Annotated in this window: 23 protein-coding genes; 10 read left to right on the top strand and 13 right to left on the bottom strand. The window is 42.8% G+C overall.

Annotated elements, in window-relative coordinates; translation table 11 throughout:
• Positions 1–160 precede the first annotated feature (160 nt).
• Positions 161–592, top strand: a complete 432-nt coding sequence (locus tag JMX18_RS10835; protein ID WP_201587659.1) for a hypothetical protein — start codon at positions 161–163, stop codon at positions 590–592.
• Here the strand turns inward: JMX18_RS10835 and JMX18_RS10830 are convergent.
• Positions 589–945: a zinc ribbon domain-containing protein YjdM gene (locus JMX18_RS10830; protein WP_320158324.1), complete on the bottom strand. Its 357-nt coding sequence runs from the start codon at positions 943–945 to the stop codon at positions 589–591. The two genes, JMX18_RS10835 and JMX18_RS10830, sit on opposite strands and share 4 nt — an antisense overlap.
• A gap of 307 nt (positions 946–1252) precedes the next feature.
• Here JMX18_RS10830 and ygfZ point away from each other — a divergent pair, with 307 nt between their 5' ends.
• The 5 genes from ygfZ (at position 1253) to JMX18_RS10805 (ending at position 5747) form a co-directional block, all read left to right on the top strand.
• Complete coding sequence (gene ygfZ, locus JMX18_RS10825; protein ID WP_201587658.1) at positions 1253–2005, top strand: CAF17-like 4Fe-4S cluster assembly/insertion protein YgfZ; 753 nt, start codon at positions 1253–1255, stop codon at positions 2003–2005.
• A 109-nt stretch (positions 2006–2114) separates the two neighbouring features.
• The gene (locus JMX18_RS10820; protein ID WP_201587657.1) at positions 2115–3437 is read left to right on the top strand and encodes an FAD-dependent oxidoreductase; all 1323 of its coding nucleotides are present in this window, start codon (positions 2115–2117) and stop codon (positions 3435–3437) included.
• A 282-nt stretch (positions 3438–3719) separates the two neighbouring features.
• Entirely contained in the window at positions 3720–3923 is a 204-nt protein-coding gene (locus JMX18_RS10815) for a CsbD family protein (protein ID WP_201587656.1), read from the top strand.
• Positions 3924–4689: 766 nt separating this feature from the next.
• Entirely contained in the window at positions 4690–5106 is a 417-nt protein-coding gene (locus tag JMX18_RS10810) for a PepSY domain-containing protein (RefSeq protein WP_201587655.1), read from the top strand.
• Positions 5107–5378: 272 nt separating this feature from the next.
• Positions 5379–5747 carry a hypothetical protein gene (locus JMX18_RS10805; protein WP_201587654.1) on the top strand — a complete coding sequence of 123 codons (369 nt, stop codon included), beginning with the start codon at positions 5379–5381 and terminating at the stop codon, positions 5745–5747.
• Positions 5748–5805: 58 nt separating this feature from the next.
• On the opposite strand, the gene JMX18_RS10800 is transcribed toward JMX18_RS10805, so the two are convergent.
• The 6 genes from JMX18_RS10800 to JMX18_RS10775 all read right to left on the bottom strand — a co-directional run bounded on the left by JMX18_RS10800 (position 5806) and on the right by JMX18_RS10775 (position 11101).
• Positions 5806–6117 (bottom strand): NGG1p interacting factor NIF3, encoded by a 312-nt coding sequence (locus tag JMX18_RS10800; RefSeq protein ID WP_201587653.1) that lies wholly within the window; start codon positions 6115–6117, stop codon positions 5806–5808.
• A gap of 138 nt (positions 6118–6255) precedes the next feature.
• Positions 6256–6903, bottom strand: a complete 648-nt coding sequence (locus tag JMX18_RS10795; RefSeq protein ID WP_201587651.1) for a DNA-3-methyladenine glycosylase — start codon at positions 6901–6903, stop codon at positions 6256–6258.
• A gap of 139 nt (positions 6904–7042) precedes the next feature.
• Positions 7043–7756 (bottom strand): phosphoribosylaminoimidazolesuccinocarboxamide synthase, encoded by a 714-nt coding sequence (gene purC / locus JMX18_RS10790; protein WP_201587649.1) that lies wholly within the window; start codon positions 7754–7756, stop codon positions 7043–7045.
• Positions 7757–7911: 155 nt separating this feature from the next.
• Entirely contained in the window at positions 7912–8235 is a 324-nt protein-coding gene (locus JMX18_RS10785) for a hypothetical protein (protein WP_227674639.1), read from the bottom strand.
• Positions 8236–8350: 115 nt separating this feature from the next.
• On the bottom strand, positions 8351–9271 hold the full coding sequence (dapA, locus tag JMX18_RS10780; RefSeq protein ID WP_201587647.1) for a 4-hydroxy-tetrahydrodipicolinate synthase: 921 nt from the start codon (positions 9269–9271) through the stop codon (positions 8351–8353).
• 363 nt (positions 9272–9634) lie between these two features.
• On the bottom strand, positions 9635–11101 hold the full coding sequence (locus tag JMX18_RS10775) for a Do family serine endopeptidase (RefSeq protein WP_201587645.1): 1467 nt from the start codon (positions 11099–11101) through the stop codon (positions 9635–9637).
• A gap of 494 nt (positions 11102–11595) precedes the next feature.
• Here JMX18_RS10775 and JMX18_RS10770 point away from each other — a divergent pair, with 494 nt between their 5' ends.
• Entirely contained in the window at positions 11596–13863 is a 2268-nt protein-coding gene (locus tag JMX18_RS10770; RefSeq protein ID WP_201587643.1) for a cation:proton antiporter domain-containing protein, read from the top strand.
• Positions 13864–13950: 87 nt separating this feature from the next.
• On the opposite strand, the gene tmk is transcribed toward JMX18_RS10770, so the two are convergent.
• Positions 13951–14694, bottom strand: a complete 744-nt coding sequence (gene tmk, locus JMX18_RS10765; RefSeq protein ID WP_201587641.1) for a dTMP kinase — start codon at positions 14692–14694, stop codon at positions 13951–13953.
• Positions 14695–14748: 54 nt separating this feature from the next.
• On the bottom strand, positions 14749–15978 hold the full coding sequence (mltG, locus tag JMX18_RS10760) for an endolytic transglycosylase MltG (RefSeq protein WP_201587639.1): 1230 nt from the start codon (positions 15976–15978) through the stop codon (positions 14749–14751).
• Positions 15979–16146: 168 nt separating this feature from the next.
• Between mltG and JMX18_RS10755 the strand changes: the two genes are divergently transcribed.
• Positions 16147–16911 (top strand): DpnI domain-containing protein, encoded by a 765-nt coding sequence (locus JMX18_RS10755; protein ID WP_201587637.1) that lies wholly within the window; start codon positions 16147–16149, stop codon positions 16909–16911.
• Here JMX18_RS10755 and JMX18_RS10750 read toward each other — a convergent pair.
• Positions 16903–17469, bottom strand: a complete 567-nt coding sequence (locus tag JMX18_RS10750) for a hypothetical protein (RefSeq protein WP_201587635.1) — start codon at positions 17467–17469, stop codon at positions 16903–16905. The genes JMX18_RS10755 and JMX18_RS10750 overlap by 9 nt on opposite strands.
• 153 nt (positions 17470–17622) lie before the next feature.
• Here JMX18_RS10750 and JMX18_RS10745 point away from each other — a divergent pair, with 153 nt between their 5' ends.
• Positions 17623–17814 carry a DpnD/PcfM family protein gene (locus JMX18_RS10745; protein WP_201587633.1) on the top strand — a complete coding sequence of 64 codons (192 nt, stop codon included), beginning with the start codon at positions 17623–17625 and terminating at the stop codon, positions 17812–17814.
• 3 nt (positions 17815–17817) lie between these two features.
• Here JMX18_RS10745 and JMX18_RS10740 read toward each other — a convergent pair whose 3' ends face one another.
• Both JMX18_RS10740 and JMX18_RS10735 read right to left on the bottom strand, forming a co-directional pair.
• On the bottom strand, positions 17818–18789 hold the full coding sequence (locus tag JMX18_RS10740) for an aminotransferase class IV (RefSeq protein ID WP_227674638.1): 972 nt from the start codon (positions 18787–18789) through the stop codon (positions 17818–17820).
• Positions 18790–18801: 12 nt separating this feature from the next.
• Positions 18802–19485, bottom strand: coding sequence for a hypothetical protein (locus JMX18_RS10735; RefSeq protein ID WP_227674637.1), 684 nt, complete (start codon positions 19483–19485; stop codon positions 18802–18804).
• Between the two features lie 692 nt (positions 19486–20177).
• Between JMX18_RS10735 and aroE the strand changes: the two genes are divergently transcribed.
• The gene (gene aroE / locus JMX18_RS10730; RefSeq protein WP_201587631.1) at positions 20178–21026 is read left to right on the top strand and encodes a shikimate dehydrogenase; all 849 of its coding nucleotides are present in this window, start codon (positions 20178–20180) and stop codon (positions 21024–21026) included.
• Positions 21027–21059: 33 nt separating this feature from the next.
• Here the strand turns inward: aroE and JMX18_RS10725 are convergent, their stop codons facing one another.
• A complete protein-coding gene (locus tag JMX18_RS10725) occupies positions 21060–22145 on the bottom strand; it encodes an FUSC family protein (RefSeq protein WP_201587629.1) in 1086 nt (361 codons plus the stop codon).
• Positions 22146–22614 lie beyond the last annotated feature (469 nt).

The following is a 22614-nucleotide window of genomic DNA, read 5'->3' as shown; positions in this document are numbered from 1 at the left end:
TGGCACATACTATGCCACGTGCTACTGGTATTAATTTCGCGCAGCCTCTGTCAGCGTAGACACAGCACGCAAGGGAAATTAGTACCAGTAGCACAGTACCTATTTTAAAGTGTGTTAACTATAAAACCAATCAAGCCCAATCAAAAAGGATCAAATTATCATGGACGATAATAGTCAGGCTCTCGATCAAAGCACAAATACCGCAGCCACTGACCCTATAAATAGCACTATTAATAGTGCTATAAATGTCACCATGAACAATCAAGAAGCTCTCAATATTATTCAGACCCTTAGCGATGGTTTCAATCCATTATCGGACGAACCTTTAGCCGAGAATAGCTTATGTCTTAATAGCGATATTCAAAGGGCGTTGCAAACCGCTATTCCAGCGCTTGAAAGCAGAATCAGATATGATCTTCGCAGATCCAAGCTCCCTGCCAACGCTGGCAAACCTTGGAATGATGAGGAAGATCAACAGCTGCTGGCCGCTTTTGATGAAGGCAGCTCTATTGCTGCTTTGGTCGAAGCTCATCAACGTACTAAAGGCTCAATCTCTTCACGGCTGCTAAAGTTCGGTAAAATGGTTGATTAAGCCTTTTTTACTACCGAAGACTTAAGCTTCATTTGTCCAAAGCCATCTACCTTACAGTCGATATCGTGTCCGTCTACCGGATCATCGAGCAGGCGGATACTTCTAACTTTGGTACCAACTTTGATGGAAGTTGAAGACCCTTTTACTTTTAAGTCGCGAATGACCGTTACCGCATCGCCGTCTTGCAGCTCGTTACCGACAGCATCGCGAACGATACCCTCTTCTTCAGCCTGAGCCTCTGCAGCATCAGCTTCAGCGGCCGTCCATTCATGGGCACACATCGGGCAGACTAACAATGCACCATCTTCATAAGTGTATTCAGCATCACATTTTGGGCAATTGGGTAAGCTCATAATATCCTCGTTAGCCTATAGCTTTTGATCCTATAGCTTTTAATAAAGTTACTAGGTTAGTTCTCGTCTCAGCATTGTAGCCCAAGTCGTACCCTTTGACCAATCAGCACGGTTGAAAACCAAGCTTTGCGCCCAATCTATTCTTTAAGCTGAGCATTTTTCTCATCTTTTTTTTATGCTACTCTTATTGACATCCATTTTGCTTTTGACGAGTTTATGATATTTGCTATAAAGCATTTATTAATGACTGTTAAATGAATATAGAACATTGTGCACTATTGCGCCCATTTATAGAGGAATAATAACAATGAGTGATTCTCTAAACGCCTCAAGCCTACCCCAGTTCGTACAACTGACTATCGAAGGTGAGGAGGCTGAAAAGTTTTTACAAGGTCAAATTACTACCGACGTAACTAAAATCGGACTCAGCTATCAGCCTACGGCACTTAGTAACTTAAAAGGGCGTATTGATTTCGGCCTTTGGATAAAAAAGCAGGATGAGAAGCAATACGATGTGGTTATCAGCGCCGACTGTGTCGAATCATTCCAAGCTCATTTGAAGAAGTATGGCGCTTTTTCAAAGTTCGAAACCAGCCCGCCTACTCCCATTCATCCTTGTGTGTTAGATGATGAGCCTACTTTTAGCCATAAAGAAGAGCATAATACCCCAGAGGATATTCAAGCATGGATGCAGCGCAGTATTGCAACCGGTAACTATTGGATAGTCGCAGACACCCAAGGACAGTTTCAACCGCAAGAGCTGCGTCTGCATCAACGTGGTGGTATGGACTATGATAAAGGCTGCTATTTAGGCCAAGAAGTTATCGCCCGTATCTATTTTAAAGCGGCGCCAAAAGCGTTTTTGCATTTGGTAGAAGGGTCAGGGGACACTCCTGCAGCAGGCGAGAAGCTAGGTAAAATCCAAGTGGTCAATGCGATTGCGGCTGAAACAGGCTTTGAAGCGTTGGTCGTAGCCCGCCCGCAGCAGCTAGAAGACAGTGATTTAACTATTCTTGACTTACCACCAGCGCTGCAAGCAGATATTGCGCGTCCGCAATAAATACAGCAAGCGTAGGCCAGGTTGAGCGATCTCCCATGGCCTACTATCTTATTCTGAACTAGCCAGCTGCTCGCATTCAACCATAACCCTACTCTCGAGATTGTTATCTATGGCACATATTGCAGTACTTGGGGCCGGTGTGGTGGGCATAACTACCGCATGGTATTTGCGCCAAGCTGGTTTTGACGTTACTGTCATTGAGCGCGAGTCAGCGGCAGGGATACAGACTTTATTCGCCAGTGGCAGCTTATCAGTGGCCAATGCCAAACCTTGGGCAGATCCCAAAACCCCGTTTGAGGCGCTCAAAGGATTTTTTAGCGAGGATGCACCGCTACTCTATCGCCTGCGTGCTGATAAATCACAGCGTCAATGGGCCATGCAATTCTTGCGCGAATGCCGAGCTGAAAAGTCTGATGCCAATCTGGTACAGATGGTACGTTTAGGGCTGTATTCACAACAAGCGCTAAAATACTTACGTGCTGACATGAACATAAAGTACGAGCATAAAACTCGTGGGGTTATGCATTTTTATACTAATAAAGTGGATTTTGAAGCTGCAAACGCTGCTACTAAACGCATACAAGAGCTGGGCTGCAATCGACAGTTTATTGATATTAATAACACAGCTAGTCTAGAGCCAGCCCTTTATCCTATTGCTCATAAGCTTATTGGTGCCACCTATACCAGTCTTGATGAGTCAGGCAACCCTTACTTATTTACCAAACGTTTGGCTGAACGTTGTCAGCAGGCAGGCGTACGCTTTATGTACGATACTGAGGTTTTAGCCCTCAATGTTGATGCACACTCCGAACAGCCGCATATCCATAGTATTACCATTCAACCTATTGATGAAAACGCCCAAACCTTTAGCGCTGATAGCCATGTACTAGCACTAGGTCATGATAGCATGCCACTATTAAAGCCTTTGGAGGTTGAGCTGCCTATCTTTGCGGCAAAAAGCTATACTGCCACTTATAAAGTCAATCCACGTGCGCCGCACCTAGCGCCCTTTATTAGCCTAATTGATGACGAGTATAAACTGGTTATATCGCGCCTTGGTGATACTCTACGAGTGGCAAGCGCCATTGAATTTAATGGTTACAGTCTAGATTTGAATCAAGCTCGCTGCGATGAAATCACTGAACGCATACGGCAGCTTTTCCCCAAAGGCATTGTTGCTAATTCAGCGCAGTTTTGGGCAAGCTTGCATCCGATGACCCCCTCAAGCGTGCCTCTAATTGGGCGGGCACATAAAGGTAGAAACTATCACGGCAGTCACAATACCGAAGCGACCTTCGATAATCTCTGGCTTAATACTGGACATGGCACTCTTGGCTGGACTTTTGCTTGCGGTTCAGCTAAAGCTATTAGCTTGATGATGCAAGGCGAAACACCAAAAGTCGACTTTGATTTTGTAGGTTCTGAGACTTAACAAATTGCAAAATCTACTAGCTGCATCAGTGTAATCTCATAAAACAAACCCATTATTTAATTCTGCTATTACATACTGGATATGTAATTTACATAGCTCTCTACATAACCGGTGTGCTCATAACATAAAAGCTTATTCTGCTATTATTAAGCAACACTATAAACAATGATTATATAGACGGTAAAACTGTGAGCACCTATACTAAAATTTATCAGCTGGATAACCTGTTAGCTGAATACAGCAGTAATTAATAAATTAATAATCATAACAAGGAGAAGCTTTATGAATAAACATACTTTTAAAGGTGATTGGAATCAACTCAAAGGCTCAGCAAAACAAAAATGGGCAGATTTAACGGATGACGATTTACTACACGTTGAAGGCAGCCGTGACAAGTTGGTTGGCCGCGTGCAAGAGCGTTATGGCCATAGTAAAGATGAAGCTGAGCGTCAAGTAGATGACTGGCGCCGTGAACATAATTACTAATTCTGATTAGAATACAATTTATAGCTATAATTTTCTTTCCTAAATAGCTTTACAAATAGAAATAGCACTGATCAATCAGTGCTATTTCTATTTGAGCGTAAGTAGGTATTTAAGGGTCTAGATTTTAGCTACCCCTTTTAGCTAACATAGCCAAATGAATTATAGACAAACTCTAGACACGATAAAACCGCATAGCCATTAATGATTATGCGGTTTTATTGTTAACTATCCATGTTAGCTATCACGACTATTATAATCCATCCTTGAACTATAGTTAGTATGGGGTGATAGTCAGGCATCCTGCCCGTGACTTACTTTACATCATAATAGTCTTACGACTATCGGTCCGTACAGGCTGTATCCTTACTCCATAAGCTTTTATCATCCTGATGCCAGCTTATGAATCATTATCCCTAATGCGGTCAACTCAATCCTTGAGCTACAATCCCCTGTACCGTGTGACTATAATGCCAAAATGTTAGGCTTCTGTTAAGTAGCGTGAGCGTCATTGCTTGTAAGCATATGCTTACATCCAGTCTAGAACGCTTATTTTTGAAGGTCTGACCACTATTATTTATAGAACCTATTATTATTTATAATATTTGATATTTACCTAAGCTTATTAGTTTTTACATTTTATAAACGTAAACGACATCTATCTCCAAGCTATTGCCCCTATGATGCAAATGTAATAAATTATTTCAAGAGACTATTCAATACTATTATAAGCATTTTTGCCACTCACCCATTGTAGGAATAAAATATCATGGCATTCTTATCTCATTCAAAGATAAAAACAGTGTTGACCGCTGGTGTAACTATTCCCTTGCTAGCGGCTACTATTGGCTGTACGACTACTGTCAGCCCAAGATACGACGATAGACCTATTTATCATGATACAGGTAACATTTATAAAAACAAAAGCTATAAAAACAAAGGTCAATACCAGCGCCACAAAGATGACGATATTGAAGATAGAATAAAACAAGAAGCACGTTATCCGGCGATCAGACAGCGTGCTATTAGAAAAGTTAATGGGATGGGCTATCAAGTTACTGATATCGAGCTGGATGAAAAAAATAATCGCGGTATTTTTGAGATTGAAGCCAAACGAGGCGGACAAGAGTATGAGATTGAACTGAGCTATCCTGATTTAAGGGTTATTAAACTTGAGCGTGACTAAAGAATATCGGACCTATTGATGTGATGTGTTAAGTGACATTAGCATTAGCCCACATAGCTAATAGCATTAACCTACTTCTGTAAAGCTAAATAGTTGAGGATAGGATGAAGTGATTTCTTATAGCATAATTTTAGTTTTGGTACCCCACCTTTGGTACCGCCGGTCAAACAAGCCGCTCTGGTCTTGTTTGACCGTTTTTTATTCTATTTTTGACTATAATGATCAAAAGTTATTTTGATTTTAACCACCCTTAACCACAATGAGAATGGATTATGAGCACCTTATCTGCATTAAAAACCCTCACTGCTACCAGCATAGTCGCCGCCCTTCTAGCCGTGACTACCGGCTGCGCTACCCCGGGCTATAACGCCTATGGCGATGTCTATGAAGACATTTATAAAGATTCATCTGTCTATAAAAAGCATAAAAAGACCATCAAGACACTCGAAAAGGATATTTACCTGCCAGCGATTGAGCAGCAAGCGGCTAATAAAGTGGCCGGTATGGGATACCGCGTTCGAGATGTCAAATATAAGAAAGGCAGTAGTACTATCAAAGTCAAAGCCATTCGTGGCAACAAAGATTACAAGATCGAGCTTGGCTACCCGGGCTATAATGTGATTAAAATCAAAGAAGATTAAAACGTGCGGGCTCAGCTAACAGCAGTATTGATTAGGCCGTGTCCTCAATCTGAAACCTTTAAAAGTCTAAGACTTGAAGCACATCATAAGCAGGGGTCTCATAAGGGTGCGCCTGCTTTAATGCGCTAATTACCTCGTTGATAACATGCTCATCAACCACCATTTCTACTCGCCACTCGTCAACCTTTTCAGGCTTATCCTGCTCACCAATATGGGGCGTGCTACCAGCTACCGGGGTGAACTGCCCTTCTCCTTTGACCTGCCAGCAGCACTGTTGGTAATTACCGATGCTACCAGCGCCTGCCGCAAATAATGCGGTTTTGACAGATTCTAGTGCCGTTTCAGGAATGAACACGGTTAACTTATACATAATTTCACCTTATAAAATCACTATCCATAAGTTTGATATTTATAACTTAACAGAAAACGGATATCTCTCAAACAATAACAGTCCTTATAAGCGCTTACCATCCTCGCATATTCTTTTTGCTTACTATATTTTTGCTTACTATCTTTTAGAGAGTGAGGGATGATCTGTCCAAATGTAGCGTAGTAACCAGTCTTTAGCCTCGCCCGCATAATCAATACCAATTCTGGGTCGCAATGAGATAGGCGGCTTGCAGCCATCATCTTCAATCCAAACCCCTGCTGCCGGCTCAATGGGCTTACCATATAACTTGCGATCTATCTGCAAGCGTTGAGTCAGCTTACCAGGGCCTGCGAATTGCTTGGGATGAGTTAACTGCTGATCAGGCTTTAAAGACTGTTCAGTGACCAATCTATCGCTGCTCTCACTCAAAAATCCGGCACGAATCAATACTGATTCAGGCGATTCAGCTAAGCCGCTCACTAGATTGAGCATATGATGGACGCCGTAGGTAAGATAAACATAAAAGACCCCGCCTTCATGGTACATAATCTGCGTTCTTTGCGTGCGTGAGCCAGCATGAGTATGACAAGCGGCATCTTGTTCACCAATATAAGCCTCAGTCTCGGAGATACGCATCCGTAATATCTTAGTAACGCCGTCGCTATCAACCAGCTGCCGACATAATACTTTACCTATCAGGTCAGCGGCGACCACACAGGTTGGCCGAGTAAACCATATCGGTTTTAATAGTTGAGGTTTAGAAGGAGTAGTTATAACGGCTGACATTGATTAAGCCTTTTCAAGTTTAAATGATAATGAACCGAGTATTAATATTAGAGCGGGTTAAGCCTTTTGCATATGGCATAAAAAAACTGAGCATCAAGCTCAGTTTTTTCTATTGATTATTAAGCACCTGCGTAAGCATCTAATCTAAAGGTACGCCAATACGTTTAGCAACCTCTTCATAACCTTCGATGACATCACCTAATGACTGACGGAAGCGGTCTTTATCCAATTTTTTCTTAGTAGCTTTATCCCAAATACGGCAACCATCAGGTGAGAATTCATCACCCAAAATGATCCGATCATGAAACACGCCAAACTCTAACTTGAAATCTACTAACATCAAATCACCGGCATCAAACAGCGCTTTGAGGACCTCATTGACTTGATAAGTTAGCTTTTTCATTTGTGCTAATTGCGCTTCGGTTGCCCAGTCAAGAGCTACAGAAATCGACTCGTTAACCATAGGGTCGCCAAGTGCATCATCTTTATAGAATAGCTCAAAAGTCGGTGGTGTCAGCGCCTGACCTTCCTCTAATCCCAAACGACGCACCAGGCTACCAGCAGCAAAGTTACGGACTACACACTCAACTGGAATCATATGCAAACGCTTAACCAGCACTTCGTCATGTGACAGTTGCTCGACAAAATGGGTTTCGATACCTGCATCTGCTAGTTTTTGCATAATAAAGCTATTAAAGCGGTTATTCACCTGCCCTTTTCGTGCCAATTGTTCAATACGCGCGCCATCAAGAGCTGAAGTATCGTCACGAAAGTGCAGAATCAAATAATCGTTATCATCGGTTTCATAAACGGATTTGGCTTTACCTTTATAAAGCAATTGTTGTTTTTGCATTGCAGGGATTCCTGTTCGTTCAAGCTTAGGGGAAAAATATAGCACTACCGCTAAGATTTAGATTGCCATTTTGATGACAGCGTAATTCACTGATAACGCTGCCGTTTATTTTAATAACAATAAAAATATGACGGCATAAGTAGGATTTAGAAAGTTTATTCTGTAGGAGCAGAGGTTATGGCTATGGTACGCTCAGGTTTTGGTAGCTGATACTGCTTACCAGACTCATTTTCTAACGTTAGCGTATTAGCACCCAAACTAGGCGTTGGATATAACGGCACAAACGGAGCTGCTTGTTGAGCTGCTGGCAACTCCAATGGCGCCAACTTTCCACTGTTTTGATAATCTAGGCTGCCATTATCACGCTGACCCATCCAACCTTTGACGGTTTGGCAACCGCTTAATACGACTGTGCTGCCTAATACGATGGTAAGTAGAGCAGCAAATGGTTTTGAAGTGGTGAAGGATTGCTTCATCATAGTATCTCTGTATTATCTCGCAAAATGGGCAACCGGTATTTCCTAAAGGATAATGCTAGGCTTGCCCGTTATTTTACAATAGTTGTTGAATGCGCTAGCAAAATAAAAGCCAGTTTTAGACGCTATTTGCTCGTATTAAGTCTGCTCGTACTAAAGCTTCATCAATCGTGGCATGATGCTGATCAGCCAACCAAACTAAAGGCAGACGAATCCCTTTATCTATCATGCCCATTTTATAAAGAGCATACTTAGCGGGAATAGGACTTGATTCGATGAATAAATCACGGTGTAAGTGCTTGATGACATCATGTGCGGCATTAGCGATCTCAAAATCGTTATTAAGAGCAGCGGTAAAGGTGGCACTCATCGCTTTTGGGGCGACGTTTGCGGTTACGGAGATATTACCTTTTGCGCCCACTTTCATTAGATCCAGCGCTGTACCATCATCCCCTGATAATACGACTAAACGTGACCCTAGCGCTTTAATGAGCTGCTCTCCACGGCCCACTGAACCAGTAGCGTCTTTAATGGCTACGATATTATCGATATCAGCTAAACGCTCGACGGTTTCTTGGGCGATATCGACCACTGTACGGCCTGGGACGTTATAGAGCATTTGCGGCATATCAACCGCTTCAGCAATGGCTTTATAGTGCTGATATAAACCTTCTTGCGGCGGCTTATTATAATAAGGGGCTACCAATAAAGCGCAGTCCGCACCTGCATCTTTGGCATCTTGGGTCAGCTTAATCGCTTCCATAGTATTGTTAGCGCCCGTACCGGCAATAACAGGTATACGGCCTTTGACATGATGGACAAAATAGCGAATCACCTCGCTATGCTCTTGCATAGATAGGGTTGCCGACTCGCCAGTCGTCCCCACCGCTACTAAGCAATGAGTACCTTGCTCAATTTGCCAGTCTATGAGGTCTGCCAGACGCTTATAATCAACTTGACCGTCAGGGTGCATGGGCGTTACCAAGGCTACCATCGAGCCTTGTAATCGGGTCTTAATATCGTCGTATGCTGTGCTCATAACTGTGCCTTACTGTATTATCCTAGCTTTTCTCAAAGCTGTCATGATAGTCGAGAGCAAAGATAAAACCTTGCTCACTGTATAATGTTACAAATAAACGCAGGTTTTACTGGGTTTGTTTTGCGTTATGGTCTTACTTTAGCGCAATAAATGCCTGCTAGTGTAGCATATTTTTATGGTGCTACCAGTTGTTGATTGGCGGCCAAATCATCAAACACGCCCTCAACTTAAAGCAGCGCTTATTAACCTACTATTTTGGTGTAATACCAGTCTAACTTAATAGAACAGCGCTGCTAAAACCTTTTAAAAGAAAGTAACGAATTATCAACAGTGTGATAGTCCGCTGATACGCACTGATAGAAATTACTCTATTCTCAGCCCAATAATAGCGGGTATACCTTGGCGTATCACTTCGATAGTCACCACCCCACTCTTAGGCAATGAAGATAACGCACTGGTAAAGTCAGTCACATCACCAATCGATTTTTGATGCAAATTAGTAATAATGTCGCCAGCCATCAGTCCTGAGCGTGCCGCAAGTCCAGTCGGATCAACAGCGGTGACCAAGATACCTGACTTTTTATCTACTGATAGCTCCGCTTGCTCATCAGGGGTTAGGTTACGTAAACGCAAGCCCAAGCGCACGTCATTGTCTTGCTGATTGCGCCCCTCTGATTGGACATCGCTCGGCGCACGAGTCAGTTTACCGGTTACGATAAGCGGTTTACCACTACGCTGTACTTGCGCCTGAAACGTATCATTGGGCCGCGCACGGTTAATTAGGTTCAATAGATCGGAGGCGCGTACAATTTGCGTCTCATTGTATTTTAAAATAATATCACCAGCTCTAAGACCGGCTTTTTGTGCTGGCGAATCGGGTGATACTCGGGTGAGCAGCGCACCTTGTGGCCGCGATAAATTATAAGCTTCTGCCAAGTTGCGATCTATATCTTGTGGATAAATGCCTAAATAAGCACGCATGACCTCGCCATTGTTTTTGAGCTGCTCATAAATATCCATCGCCGCATCAATAGGAATAGAGAACGACAAGCCCATATAGCCCCCCGTACCACTAAAGATACGCGAGTTAATCCCCACCACTTCTCCGCGCTGATTAAATAATGGACCGCCAGAATTACCGGGGTTCAATGCCACATCGGTTTGAATAAAAGGCACACTGGTCTCACGGGAGAAACTACGCGATTTGGCACTGACGATACCCGCTGAGGCAGAGTAATCAAAACCAAAAGGCGAGCCAATAGCCAATACCGGCTCACCGACCTTTATATTGTTAGAGTCACCGATAGGCAGAGCAGGAAACTGGCTACCCACTACCTTTAATACTGCCACATCTGAGCGCTCGTCACTGCCCACTAAGGTCGCATCAAGCTCCGTTCTATCATTCAGCGTCACTGTGATTTTATCAGCGCCTTCAACCACGTGATGATTGGTTAGCATATAACCATTACTGGTTATAAAAAAAGCAGTACCGTAAGCGTGCTCAATCGCTGGAACCGCTGGCTGGTTAGGAATGCGTAAGCGATCACCAAAGAACTGACGCAGCAGTTCTGCGGTTTGCGCTTGCGCCAGCTCGGCCTGACTGACGGTTTTGGTAACGTTAACTCTGGCAACCCCTGGAGTGACTTGCTGCACCAGATTAGAAAAATCTGTAGTAGACACTGCCGCCTGTGCGCTTGGACTTAAGACGACGCTAGCACCGGTTATCGCTACACTGCCTAAGGCGATAGCCAAGGCACTGTTGAGCGCACTGTGTTTTAACCAGCGTTTCGAGCGGCGCTGAAACTTATAGATGGTCGAATGATTCTGCATATTATCCTCTTATGCTATTCTTTATAATATTAATGGTTATTATATATAACAAGGCATATAACCCGGTATCGCTTCTAATATAATGCTGAAGCTAATTATATAGCTATATATTATGCAGGATAACGCCCATTATGGCTATGTTCTGTTTAAAGGGTGCGAATACAGGTAAAATAAAATCATGCTATGATGACAAACTCAACACCTTATATAGCAAACAAAAGTCTATCAATGCAAGTTAAATGAAATAGAAAAGCGTTAGAAGCTTGATTGTCTATTACTTAACTATTATCTTCAAACCGCTCTATTAACCTTAACTTATCATAAGAAATCACTGCTCTATAAACAGCTATTTATTTTGTTATGACTGACGATTTCAAATTAACAGCTATCGTCAAACGATTAGTGATTATTTACTTATAATCAAAATTGTCTATAAAACTCTAGGCAAAACTTAATATAGAAGACGTCTATAAAGCTTATAAAAGGATTAATTTATGGATACCGCCCTATTGTTATCCGGCGTGGTTGGGATCGGCATCGCCGCCCAATGGTTGGCTTGGTATTTAAAGCAACCGTCCATTTTGTTTTTATTATTGATTGGCATCATTATTGGCCCAGTCTTGGGTATTTTCGATCCTGACTTGATCTTGGGGGAGCTAATGTTTCCCTTTATCTCTTTGGGTGTAGCGATTATTTTATTCGAGGGCTCTTTAACCCTAGAGTTCGACGAGATCAAGCAGCATGGTAGCGTGGTACAGATGCTAGTCTCGGTTGGGGTGGTCATCACCATCGTTATCGTGGCCTTGTCCACCTACTTACTCTTCGATGTTGATCCGCTGATTGCCTTGTTGTTCGGTGCGCTGGTCTGTGTAACAGGTCCGACGGTAATTATGCCGCTACTGCGCAGTGTCCGGCCTAATAAAACCATTGCCAATATTCTAAAATGGGAAGGTATCATCATCGATCCTATCGGCGCTATTGCGGTGGTTCTGATCTATGAATATATCATCTCGGGCGGTGAGGCCAGTAGTATCTTTCTATTTGCCAAAATTGTAGTGTTGGCAACAGCCATTGGCATGGCTGGCGCATGGGCGTTGGCATTTTTGATACGCCGGCATATGATTCCAGAGTTTTTGCGTAATGTCTTTACGCTTGCTTTTGTACTCGTGCTATTTTCGATATCGAATCATTTGGAGCATGAGTCTGGTCTACTGACCGTGACGGTAATGGGGGTTGCACTAGCTAACTGGCCTAAATTCCCACGCGATACTATTCTTGAATTCAATGAATCCTTAACGATATTACTGATCTCAGTACTGTTTATCATTCTGGCCGCACGGGTGGAGCTTGCCAACTTGATGAGCGTTGGCTTTGCCGGTATTGTCTTGCTGGCAATTGTGATGTTCGTTGCGCGTCCACTATCGGTTTGGGTATCCTCTATTGGCTCTAATCTAAAAACCAATGAAAAGATGATGATTAGCTGGATTGGCCCTCGTGGTATCGTCGCCGCCGCTATCTCCTCTTTATTTGCTATTCGCTTGCAAGAGTATGATATTCAAGGGGTCGAACTGCTAGTACCTCTAGTCTTTATGGTCATTATCGGTACGGTAATGATTCAAGGCTTGGGCGCAAAAATGGTGGGGAATCTGCTAGGGGTTCGTGAGCCTGAGACCAACGGAATCCTGGTTGTTGGCTCTAACCCCGTAGCCTTGATGGTAGCGACTTCGCTAAAAGAGCAAGGCTTTGATGTGATTGTCGCTCATAATAACTATACCAATATCGCCCGTGCCCGCATGAGTGGGCTGCGTACCTACTTTGGTAATCCGGTCTCTGATCATGCTGATCATCATCTTGATCTTATCGGTATTGGTCACTTATTTGCTATGAGTACGGACAAGGAGTTGAACACTTTATCCGAGATTCATTACCGTCATGAGTTCGGTGAGCAAAAGCTATTTCGCCTAAAGTTCAGTGATGAAAAAGTCAAAAGTGAGCGCGATGACAAGCAAGCAAACTTCCATTCGCAGTGGTTATTCGGTAAAGATGTCACGTATACCAAGCTGGCTAGTATGCTCTCCAAAAAGGCTAAAATTAAGATTACCAATATCACGGACAGCTATAGCTTTGAGCAGTATAAGGCTGACAATAAACAATTTGTTCCACTTTATACTTTGGATCAAGAAGGCAATCTAAAAGTCATCACTGATAAGTTCGATGGCGTGGTGCCTCGTGATCGTAAGCTGGTCGCTCTCGTCGTTGAGGATGAAGTTCAACCCAAGCCAGTAGATGTCACTGCTAAGCAAGAACAAGCTCGTGCCATTGCCGATGCCAGCTTTGAAGCCAAGTCTAAAGCGCCTGATAAGCGTAAAGAAAAGGAGCTGAGCGAGACGGCGAAAAATGAGCTCGAGCAAAATACAGCGCCAGCCGCAGATGCTGATAAGGATAATGAGCCCTCATCATCTATTTCTAAGGACAATAGCACTGGTACTGACGCCAAAAGTACAGCCGCCAAACCTGCAAAGCAAAAGCCCGCCCAGCAGGAGCCCGCCAAGCCAGCAGTAGCAAAGCAAGAAAATACTGAAGCGGGTTATTCGGTAGCGACCTTAAAAGCTAACGCTAAAGGTAGTGGCAGTGCGCCTAAGACCAAAAAAGGATCGCTTGATCCCAACCGTCTTCCTGATACCAAGAGTCCTGAATTAAAAAAGGCTGACGACGGCAAAAAAGGTACTACCGATAACGACTCAACCAGCGCTGATAAATAATCGCTGGCTTTATAAGTAAGCCTTTAAACAAAAAATCCCCAGCTCATAGCTGGGGATTTTTCTATTAGTTAATCAGTGCCACTTTTATCAACTATCCATACCAAATCTATCGATACCAAACTGAGTTTGTATTAGCTGCCAAATACGCTCGCTAACTTCGTCGCTACTTCCCGAGGCATCAATACGCTGAATACGCTCAGGATGTAGGGTAGCAAGAGCGCTAAAACCTTCATATACTCGGGTAAAAAACTCGGTAGCTTGTTGTTCAAAACGGTCAGCCGCACTGCGCTTACCAGCTCGATTCATACCTTCAGTGACCGGTAAATCCAGCCATAAGGTCATATCAGGTAATAGTGGCACAAACTGCGCAATCAGTAATTCAATCTTTGCCACCACTTCACTATCCCCATATGCCCGTCCAAAACCTTGATAGGCGATGGTCGAATCAGTAAAACGGTCGCAAATCACCCAAGTACCGCTGTTCAAAGCAGGTAAGATAACTTGTTGTAAATGGTCACAGCGTGCTGCAAACAGCAGTAACAGCTCGGTATCATCATTGATATCAGTGGCAGGATCTAAAAGAATAGCCCGCAGCCGCTCAGCAAAAGGGCTACCACCCGGCTCGCGTGTGCGTAGATAATCGATACCAACCGTTTGTAGATGGCTACAGAGCTGGTCGATAGCCGTGGTCTTACCTACGCCTTCTGTACCCTCAAAGCTAATAAAATGCCCACGTGCCTTGTCAAGTTTTTCTGAACTAGAATCTATACTATCAGGCTTTACATGAGGAGTTTGAACGTTATTAGACTGAGCACTTAAAGCAGAGGGCATAATGAAACCTTATATCGCCAACACTAGGTTGGATTGAGTGTAGCTAGTTATGAGTTATGGTGGCGGCGTTTGTGACTTTTTTTCACGCATTACCTTTAGATATTCTTTTACCGCTTGATTATGGTCTGCTAAATTATTGGTAAATTTATGACCGCCATTACCAGTAGCGACAAAATATAATGCTTCACTATCAGCCGGATGCAAAGTGGCTTCTATCGAGCTGGCAGAAGGCAAAGCAATAGGGGTTGGCGGTAAGCCGTCGATTTGATAAGTGTTATAGGCCGTTTTTTCATCGATATCTGCTCGGCGAATATTACCATCGTAGCGGCTACCCATGCCATAAATAATGGTCGGATCGGTCTGCATGCGCATGCCTTTTTTCATACGATTGGTAAATACTGCAGCTACTAGCGGACGCTCTTCTGGCACACTGGTTTCTTTTTCGATAATAGAAGCCATAATCAGCGCTTCATAAGGAGTCTCATAAGGCAAGTCTGGCGCTCGACTCTCCCATGCACTGGTCAAGGCTTGCTGCTGACGCTTATACAGGTCGGTCAACACCGTGGTATCGGTAGCACCTTCTCCATAATAATAAGTATCAGGCGCAAACCAGCCCTCAAGGTTATAGCTGACAATAGGATCATCGCTATTGATTACCGAGTCGGGTAGTACGCCTACCAAGTCGAGTGCTTGAGCAATGCTAGCATTATCCGCATTGGCAGTTAATGCTTCTTTTTTAATGCCTTCATTTTCAAGCAAATTCTGATACAAGTCATTGGCCGTTTTGCCTTCGATAATCTGTACTTTTACCATAGCCACTTTTGCGCCTTGCCCCAATATTTGTAGTGCTTCGGCAATGGTCGGATTGGCAGGTAATTGATAAATACCAGCATGCAAGGGCGCATCAACCTGTGATTTAATATACATCTTAGCAATACTGGCAGAAAACAGCGGGATTTCTTGTTGCCACTGTGGTAACAACCCGTAATAAGTATCGCCCTTTTCAATAGTTACTTTTTGCTCAGGCTGCTCTATCCGCCCAAATAACGTTTGATAAACCATTACTAATAAAAAAGCGGCAATCAGTCCCAGTACTAATAAAATCTGATAGCCACGCTGCATAAAAAAAGACTGGTTGTCCTTTTTATAACGCCGTGGTTTACCCTCTCTACTAATAAGCGAGATGTCCGTAACAATTGCCTCATCCTCGGTCTGATTAGACTCTTCGGTAGGCAAGCTGTTATTAGGTTTATCATCAGGGTTTTCAGGGGTTAGCTTGCTCATGGCAACTCACAGGGCAGAGGTTTGCTAGAATTTAGCACTGAACGGAACGCATTTCAATGAGATTTACTTAGCTTTCAACAAATTGCTCATCAAATCAAGGTTTATCGTGCTATAACTTATAAGATATCCTATGTCTTACTCAACCATCCATTTTATAGATTCACAATTATGTTTTTAGACTTCAATCAAAGCTTAGCTGCCAATTATAACTCAACGCCCCAAATCATTCGGGTCCTCAGTGAAGCTTGGGTCAAAGATAATGCTTATTGTCCCAACTGTAGTACCCAGCCTTTAGCTGAATTTGTCAATAACCAACCTGTCGCTGACTTTTATTGTGCCACCTGTAAAGAACAATACGAGCTCAAAAGTAAAAAGGCAAAATTAAGTAACATTGTTAACGATGGTGCCTATGACACTATGATTGAACGTATCAATAGTGAGAATAATCCCAGTTTTTTCTTTTTGACTTACTCGCCTAAGCTTAGAGTTAATAATTTTCTTATTATTCCCAAGCATTTTTTTAAATCAGCAATGATTATTAAACGCAAGCCTTTACCTCCTACAGCAAGGCGTGCAGGTTGGGTGGGCTGTAATATTGATTTGCGCCAAGTTCCAGATTCAGGAAAGGTGTTTTTGGTTAAAAATCAGCAGGTCATAGCACGTGAGAAAGTCACTCAGCAATTTCAAAAAACGTTATTTTTACGAGAGCAAACGCCGCAAGCACGAGGCTGGACGTTAGATGTTTGGCAATGTATTGATAGACTTGATGACAAATTTACTTTGCAACAAGTCTATGCTTTTGCGGATGAATTACAGCTTAAGTATCCTGAAAACAACCATGTTAAAGATAAAATTCGCCAGCAGTTACAAGTATTACGTGATAAAGGTATTATTGAGTTTTTAGGCCGTGGTCGTTATCGGAAATTATCCTAAACGCTTTTCATTGTAGCGCTTAGGTCTTGGTTGTCCTTTCTTATCCCGATAAACATCTGCAATCAATTCATCCCTATCATCCCATAATGGTAATCGTGCTGTTGCAACTAAACGGTCATGAAATTTATGCGGTGGATATTCCCAATCAATTTCATCATTGATTCGAAAAAAGCTCTCTTCACAATAATCTATATACGCATGCTGCCTATTCTTCACATAACTATTCCAGTGCCAAAGCAACTGAATAGGTGTTCGAGCAGGTTTAGTAAACGGTTTGAGATTCACTGTTATCGCACACCTCACTAGCTCATCATTAGGAAAGACATTGATACCTTGTTCAATAACCTCCTCACGTGTATGCGCATATTCAAATACTCCACCAAAGGCAATATATTTATTGAAGTCTCGCAGATACATGACGCCTAATGCCAGTTGTGTATAGCGAGATAAATGGACAATTTCGTCAGGCTTTTTTTGTGCTAATTGACAGATTTCGTCAAAAATCATCAATCGCCGTATTTGTAGCGGGATTCTACTTTCTTCATAGATTGGACGCATAATTTTTCCTTTTAAACTTTAATAATATTGATTTAAAAGGATCATTGATCAATCTAATGCATGACACAAGCATTGTTAACAAAAGACGATCACTTCTCTAGAATCTTTTCGCTACGATCAATGAAACCCGCCGTAGCAAAAGTGAGAACCGTTATGACAGAAAAAACAGGCTTAAAAACCTATCAAATAGAAATAATCGAAACCATGAGTGCCCTCATTGAGGTGGTCGCTAAAGATGCAGGAACCGCGATGTTAGAAGCGCAAGAGAGATATAGAAATGAGGATATTGTGTTAGAAGCTGATAACTTTATTGATACTAAATTTATTATATTTGGCGTAGAGTAAGCACTAACCAAACTCCAGTAGCTCTCCATTTAACAAAGTCAGCGAGCTTACTGGCATTACTCCGCGTAGGGCATTGCAAAAGAATAGTTTACTGATATGAGCCAAATCTTTATCTAATAAAGCTCGTTCAATAACAGGTTTATCCGTATTAATGAGGTTATCTATGATGACTTGGCGCATCACGCCAGCGACACCCGACTCCACTATAGGCGGCGTAAACCACTGACCTGATAATAGATAGTGGTCTGATAGATGGTGATTGGCTTTATAGCTAGCCTCAGTCGATTGGGCGCTAGATAATTGGTAAAAGACATTACTCATCGTGCCCTCGACCCAGCAGCCAGTCATATCACGTACCAAGCCTTCACCGATATTGGGATTAGCTCCTTTAACTCTTTGGAGCTCGCCACTGGCTAGTACACTATCCAGCCGATTTAGACTTTTGAGACCCGCTAATGGCGGCGGTAGACAAGCCAATTTTGCAGACAGACAGATAGCAGAGATGGAAGGCTGGAGTAAGACGGAGCACCCATGGGATAGAGATGTACACGCAGTAGTCTCGATAGACATAGCCGTTGACTTGAGCCAAATCTCGCAATCGCTACCTAGTTTATTGGCGGTAAATCCATAACCGCGCACTGCTTGCTGAGCACGAGTAATGACAACCTTCATTACCCCTTGCTCTAGTTGCTTAGCATGACTGGCTAACATTGCGAGCAGCTTTTGGTTATCGATATTTAATTGTAGGGCTTGAGCGTGGGAGTTAAGACGCTGCGCATGATAGCTTTGCCACAGTATCTCGCCGTTTATAACCCCCATGGTGCTAAAGAAACCATCACCATAGCTCACGCCGCGATTATCTGGTGTTAGTGTCAGCTTTGGCTCTACAGTGCCTTTATTTGCAGCGCATGTATCTATAGCGCTCATATTTATAATATCAGGCACTGGATGCAAACGATGCCAGTTATCGAGCATTTTGGCACCTCGTTAGCTGATATCTGTTCCTGCGGGCGAGGCGGCAGACTTATTTAACACCAGCATACAGCTATAAAACTCGCACTTTGCCAGTTCGATTTTTTGACCACCGACCGTTTCATTCTTGATAATCTGTCCATTGAGCATCCGGTTGAGCACTTTGCCGCCTTCATCGCCCATAAGCTGGCGCGACATCTGATAGACTTTTTTGGCGTGCTTTTGGCTCAGCTCTTTTTCGCTATCAGAATCGGTAGGATTGGCATAATACCAACCGAACTCTAGATACTTTTGCGAATCAATGACATCCAAATAAGGCTTATCATTTTGCATAAAACGATATTTGGTCGCAGGATTACTGGCATAGTCCAGACTGCTTTCGTCCTTACTAACAACCTTGCCAAAGGTTGAAACAATACCGTCGAGCTCATTGATATCGACTGCTTCAACCGCATCATTAGGCCATGAAGCCAAATCATACTTGACTGGCACCCCTTCAACCGTAGCGCCATCCATGTCCGAATCAGACTTAGCCTGCACTTCTGCGGTAGAGGTTTGTTCGGTAACCGTCTCAACAGCAGTATCTTTTACTACCTCCGACTCTGAACCGTTACAGGCACTTAACGATACACCAGCTGCCATTATTATACCGACTACGAAGGTCTGTAGATTATCATTCAACATGGGCAATTTACTCACACTCTTAAGGTCTTAGAATTATATTAATCAGCTATTTACTCATAGACCGCTTATAAGAAATGGGCTATAAATAATAGGGCTTGAAAACGCTGCATCATTAATACAGCATTTATCGATAAGGTGAATAACTATAACAGATGGCTTTTACCACTCTGTGTTTAATACTGGTACTGTCAGGATTACTGAGCCTCTCTGCGTGTCCACACTTGGTTATTAGCAAGCAGGCTTCTAAGCTCTAATCCATCGCTTGATGCACATTTTTCGTATTTGGGACTTTATACTTAGTGTTTACAATATGCCCCGTACCTGCAATAACTGTTCCGTAATTTTGTAGTCATTATAGTTATGAAAAAAGATACGAAAATAGTCATTAAAATAATTACGAAAACGGGCGCAACTTTGAGCGACTAGTCAATTGATATTAAATGCAATATAGGATTGAACAATATAAAGTTAAACAGGCTTGGTAAACCCATTATTAACTCCTTTTGCACCAAAAGTTTTATCAAATAATTAGCTTAACAGTTTACCCAACTGCCTAGCAATTGACCACCCTTTACGTTACGGATAACAATCACCGACAGTACAAATTTGTTAAAAATATTGTTATCCCCTATGATGAGTAAGTTTTGATTATTTTTTCTATCCTTACCCCTTACTTTTTCTCTAATCTTCTAGCAACCGGATCGTCTATGACTCAGCATTTCATCGTAATTGGCAACCCTATTGCTCATAGTAAATCGCCCCAAATTCATCAAGTTTTCGCTGATCAGATCGGGCTAGATATTCGTTATCAGCGCCAGTACTGCCCTAATGATGCGGCTAGCTTTACTGCTGTGGTTGAAGCTTTCTTCGGTGGCGGCGGCATAGGTGCTAATGTGACCGTACCCTTTAAGCAAGTAGCTTATGACTTGTGTCAAGAGCGCGGCGCGCTATCCGAACATGCCAGCGTGGCTGGAGCCGTCAACACTTTACTAGTAAAAGATGGGGTCTTATATGGAGATAACACTGATGGTCAAGGTTTGGTCAATCATATCGTCAGCTTGGGCTGGCCTTTAAAAAACGCTCGGGTAGCGCTTATCGGTGCCGGCGGAGCTGCGCGCGGCGTAGTGTTACCACTTATTCAAGCGGGTATCGGAGCGCTAACTATAGCCAATCGTACTTTGAGCAAAGCCGATACCTTGGTCGCCGAGCTCAGCGCTGCTAGCAATGAGATAAATCAGCACTCTATCACAACTTGTGCCACTGCTGATCTGACGGGCGACTTTGATTTGATTATAAATGCTACTTCTATTGGACTGACCGACGCAACCTTACCACTTGCTGATAATCTACAAGCTCAGCATGCTTACGATATGATGTATGGCCGCCCTCTACCGTTTTTACAACACTTTAAGGAGCGCGGTGCTCAGGCTTCGGATGGTTATGGGATGCTCATTGGCCAAGCAGCTTTAAGTTTTAAGCGCTGGACAGGTCAAGCTATTGATGTCACTCAGGCTACTCAAGCTTTGCAACAAGCGAATCTCACAACAAATAAATAGTTAAGAGGTGGGGTTAAAGCTCCACTCTACACCTTAATCTGACTTTTGGCCTATTTTTGCTAATATCCCTTGCTCAAAGCGGCGTAGGGGTAAGCGTAAACGGTCGATATGCATAACCACACCGCCACCAAAGCCCACCACACAACCGATAGTAGTATCTAATAAGCGCGCATTCACCACTTGCTGATAGTACTGCGGCGATAGGGGCAAATTGCTACCATATTCAGCGATAAATATAGTAAGCGGAGTAATAAATATCACCGCCAGCCCATAATGACGATCTACCAGCGACTCGATGGAAATCATCATGATGAGTATAGCAGTAGCAACGCCCCACATTGACAACTCCCAAGACAGCAGCCAACTGGCTAGACCAATCCCTAACAGCGTCCCTAATAAACGATGAAACTGCTTAATCCACATAGTTCGCAAGTGGATTCCTTGGATAATAAGAAAACAACTCACCGCTGCCCAGTAAGGATTTGGTACCTTTAGCATTAAAGCTATCAATAGCGATAGACTGACAAAAACCGCTACTATAATACTTTCGCTAATAGTATCTGGTTCATAATGGTAAGTAGGCGTCGGGGCAGAAGGACGGGTTAGCAGCAGAAACAGCGTATAAAGCAGCGCCATAATCATAGAAAAGCTACTTCCTAACAGTACCAGCCCGGTTGCCGATAGCAGTTCATCAGGCGACACAGGAATGAATAAGGCAATGGCTCCTGCCATCATCACAAACAATCCTGCTGGTGGTGGCTGGCGATAATAACGCCCAAAGATAACGATACCGAAAGCCATGAACGCAAATACAGGAATGATAAGCAGCGGAACCTGCTGGGCAATAAGCCCAAGCGAGAAGCACAGCGACATTGCGAACCCCCATGCCATTACCGTTACTAAACGATAAGGCAGAGAGCCTGCAAGGGGCAGGTTCAAAATAATCATCGCTCCCAAAGACGCTTTGATACCTGAAGATAAAGCATCAAAGTGGGCCCCAACAAAGACCGGAAAGCTGATAGCGATAGCCGCAATAATTGGCATGTGCCACGGTCGGCGGCTTTTGTTGATAGTTAGTAAATGCGCAACCTCGCCACTGACTAATTGTTTTATAGTCATAAATAACCATTGATTTTTAAATTTAGAAGAAATAACAGCTGTCTCTTAAAGCTACGTTTAACGAGCATATCTAAGCGCCATATAACCATAGGTAGAAGCAAGCTTAAAGCAGTCTTCAGATAATACGCTTATGAACAGCCTTCGATGTCATAATTTGTCTTAATCATTAAAAGGGATTAATATACATAAATTAAAGTAATATATGAACTCAAAAGACATGAATTTTAATTATTAATACTATATTTGTTATTGCAGAAGACTTATACTGCTAGTTAATACTATAGACCAGTAGAGCTTAGCTTTTATATTAAGAGGATTTGTTATCTATTGGTTTGTGAAAACCTTGCTACTTACTGATCGTATATGATTACTAGCTACGATTATTAATAACGTTTTGCTATAGTCTTATAAATCACTGACCTTATCTTTCTATATATAATATAAAGTAGGCGAATCCACTACAGCCCAT

Source organism: Psychrobacter jeotgali, from assembly GCF_904846315.1.
GTDB classification, from domain to species: domain Bacteria; phylum Pseudomonadota; class Gammaproteobacteria; order Pseudomonadales; family Moraxellaceae; genus Psychrobacter; species Psychrobacter jeotgali.
Note: the sequence above shows the minus strand (reverse complement) of the source record. Positions and strands in the feature narration are given on the sequence as shown.

Bases quoted from the DNA above. Each gene is read 5' to 3' on its own strand.
- JMX18_RS10835 (WP_201587659.1), top strand. From the start codon at position 161: ATGGACGATAATAGTCAGGCTCTCGATCAAAGCACAAATACCGCAGCC.
- JMX18_RS10830 (WP_320158324.1), bottom strand. From the start codon at position 945: ATGAGCTTACCCAATTGCCCAAAATGTGATGCTGAATACACTTATGAA.
- ygfZ (WP_201587658.1), top strand. From the start codon at position 1,253: ATGAGTGATTCTCTAAACGCCTCAAGCCTACCCCAGTTCGTACAACTG.
- JMX18_RS10820 (WP_201587657.1), top strand. From the start codon at position 2,115: ATGGCACATATTGCAGTACTTGGGGCCGGTGTGGTGGGCATAACTACC.
- JMX18_RS10815 (WP_201587656.1), top strand. From the start codon at position 3,720: ATGAATAAACATACTTTTAAAGGTGATTGGAATCAACTCAAAGGCTCA.
- JMX18_RS10810 (WP_201587655.1), top strand. From the start codon at position 4,690: ATGGCATTCTTATCTCATTCAAAGATAAAAACAGTGTTGACCGCTGGT.
- JMX18_RS10805 (WP_201587654.1), top strand. From the start codon at position 5,379: ATGAGCACCTTATCTGCATTAAAAACCCTCACTGCTACCAGCATAGTC.
- JMX18_RS10800 (WP_201587653.1), bottom strand. From the start codon at position 6,117: ATGTATAAGTTAACCGTGTTCATTCCTGAAACGGCACTAGAATCTGTC.
- JMX18_RS10795 (WP_201587651.1), bottom strand. From the start codon at position 6,903: ATGTCAGCCGTTATAACTACTCCTTCTAAACCTCAACTATTAAAACCG.
- purC (WP_201587649.1), bottom strand. From the start codon at position 7,756: ATGCAAAAACAACAATTGCTTTATAAAGGTAAAGCCAAATCCGTTTAT.
- JMX18_RS10785 (WP_227674639.1), bottom strand. From the start codon at position 8,235: ATGATGAAGCAATCCTTCACCACTTCAAAACCATTTGCTGCTCTACTT.
- dapA (WP_201587647.1), bottom strand. From the start codon at position 9,271: ATGAGCACAGCATACGACGATATTAAGACCCGATTACAAGGCTCGATG.
- JMX18_RS10775 (WP_201587645.1), bottom strand. From the start codon at position 11,101: ATGCAGAATCATTCGACCATCTATAAGTTTCAGCGCCGCTCGAAACGC.
- JMX18_RS10770 (WP_201587643.1), top strand. From the start codon at position 11,596: ATGGATACCGCCCTATTGTTATCCGGCGTGGTTGGGATCGGCATCGCC.
- tmk (WP_201587641.1), bottom strand. From the start codon at position 14,694: ATGCCCTCTGCTTTAAGTGCTCAGTCTAATAACGTTCAAACTCCTCAT.
- mltG (WP_201587639.1), bottom strand. From the start codon at position 15,978: ATGAGCAAGCTAACCCCTGAAAACCCTGATGATAAACCTAATAACAGC.
- JMX18_RS10755 (WP_201587637.1), top strand. From the start codon at position 16,147: ATGTTTTTAGACTTCAATCAAAGCTTAGCTGCCAATTATAACTCAACG.
- JMX18_RS10750 (WP_201587635.1), bottom strand. From the start codon at position 17,469: ATGCGTCCAATCTATGAAGAAAGTAGAATCCCGCTACAAATACGGCGA.
- JMX18_RS10745 (WP_201587633.1), top strand. From the start codon at position 17,623: ATGACAGAAAAAACAGGCTTAAAAACCTATCAAATAGAAATAATCGAA.
- JMX18_RS10740 (WP_227674638.1), bottom strand. From the start codon at position 18,789: ATGCTCGATAACTGGCATCGTTTGCATCCAGTGCCTGATATTATAAAT.
- aroE (WP_201587631.1), top strand. From the start codon at position 20,178: ATGACTCAGCATTTCATCGTAATTGGCAACCCTATTGCTCATAGTAAA.
- JMX18_RS10725 (WP_201587629.1), bottom strand. From the start codon at position 22,145: ATGACTATAAAACAATTAGTCAGTGGCGAGGTTGCGCATTTACTAACT.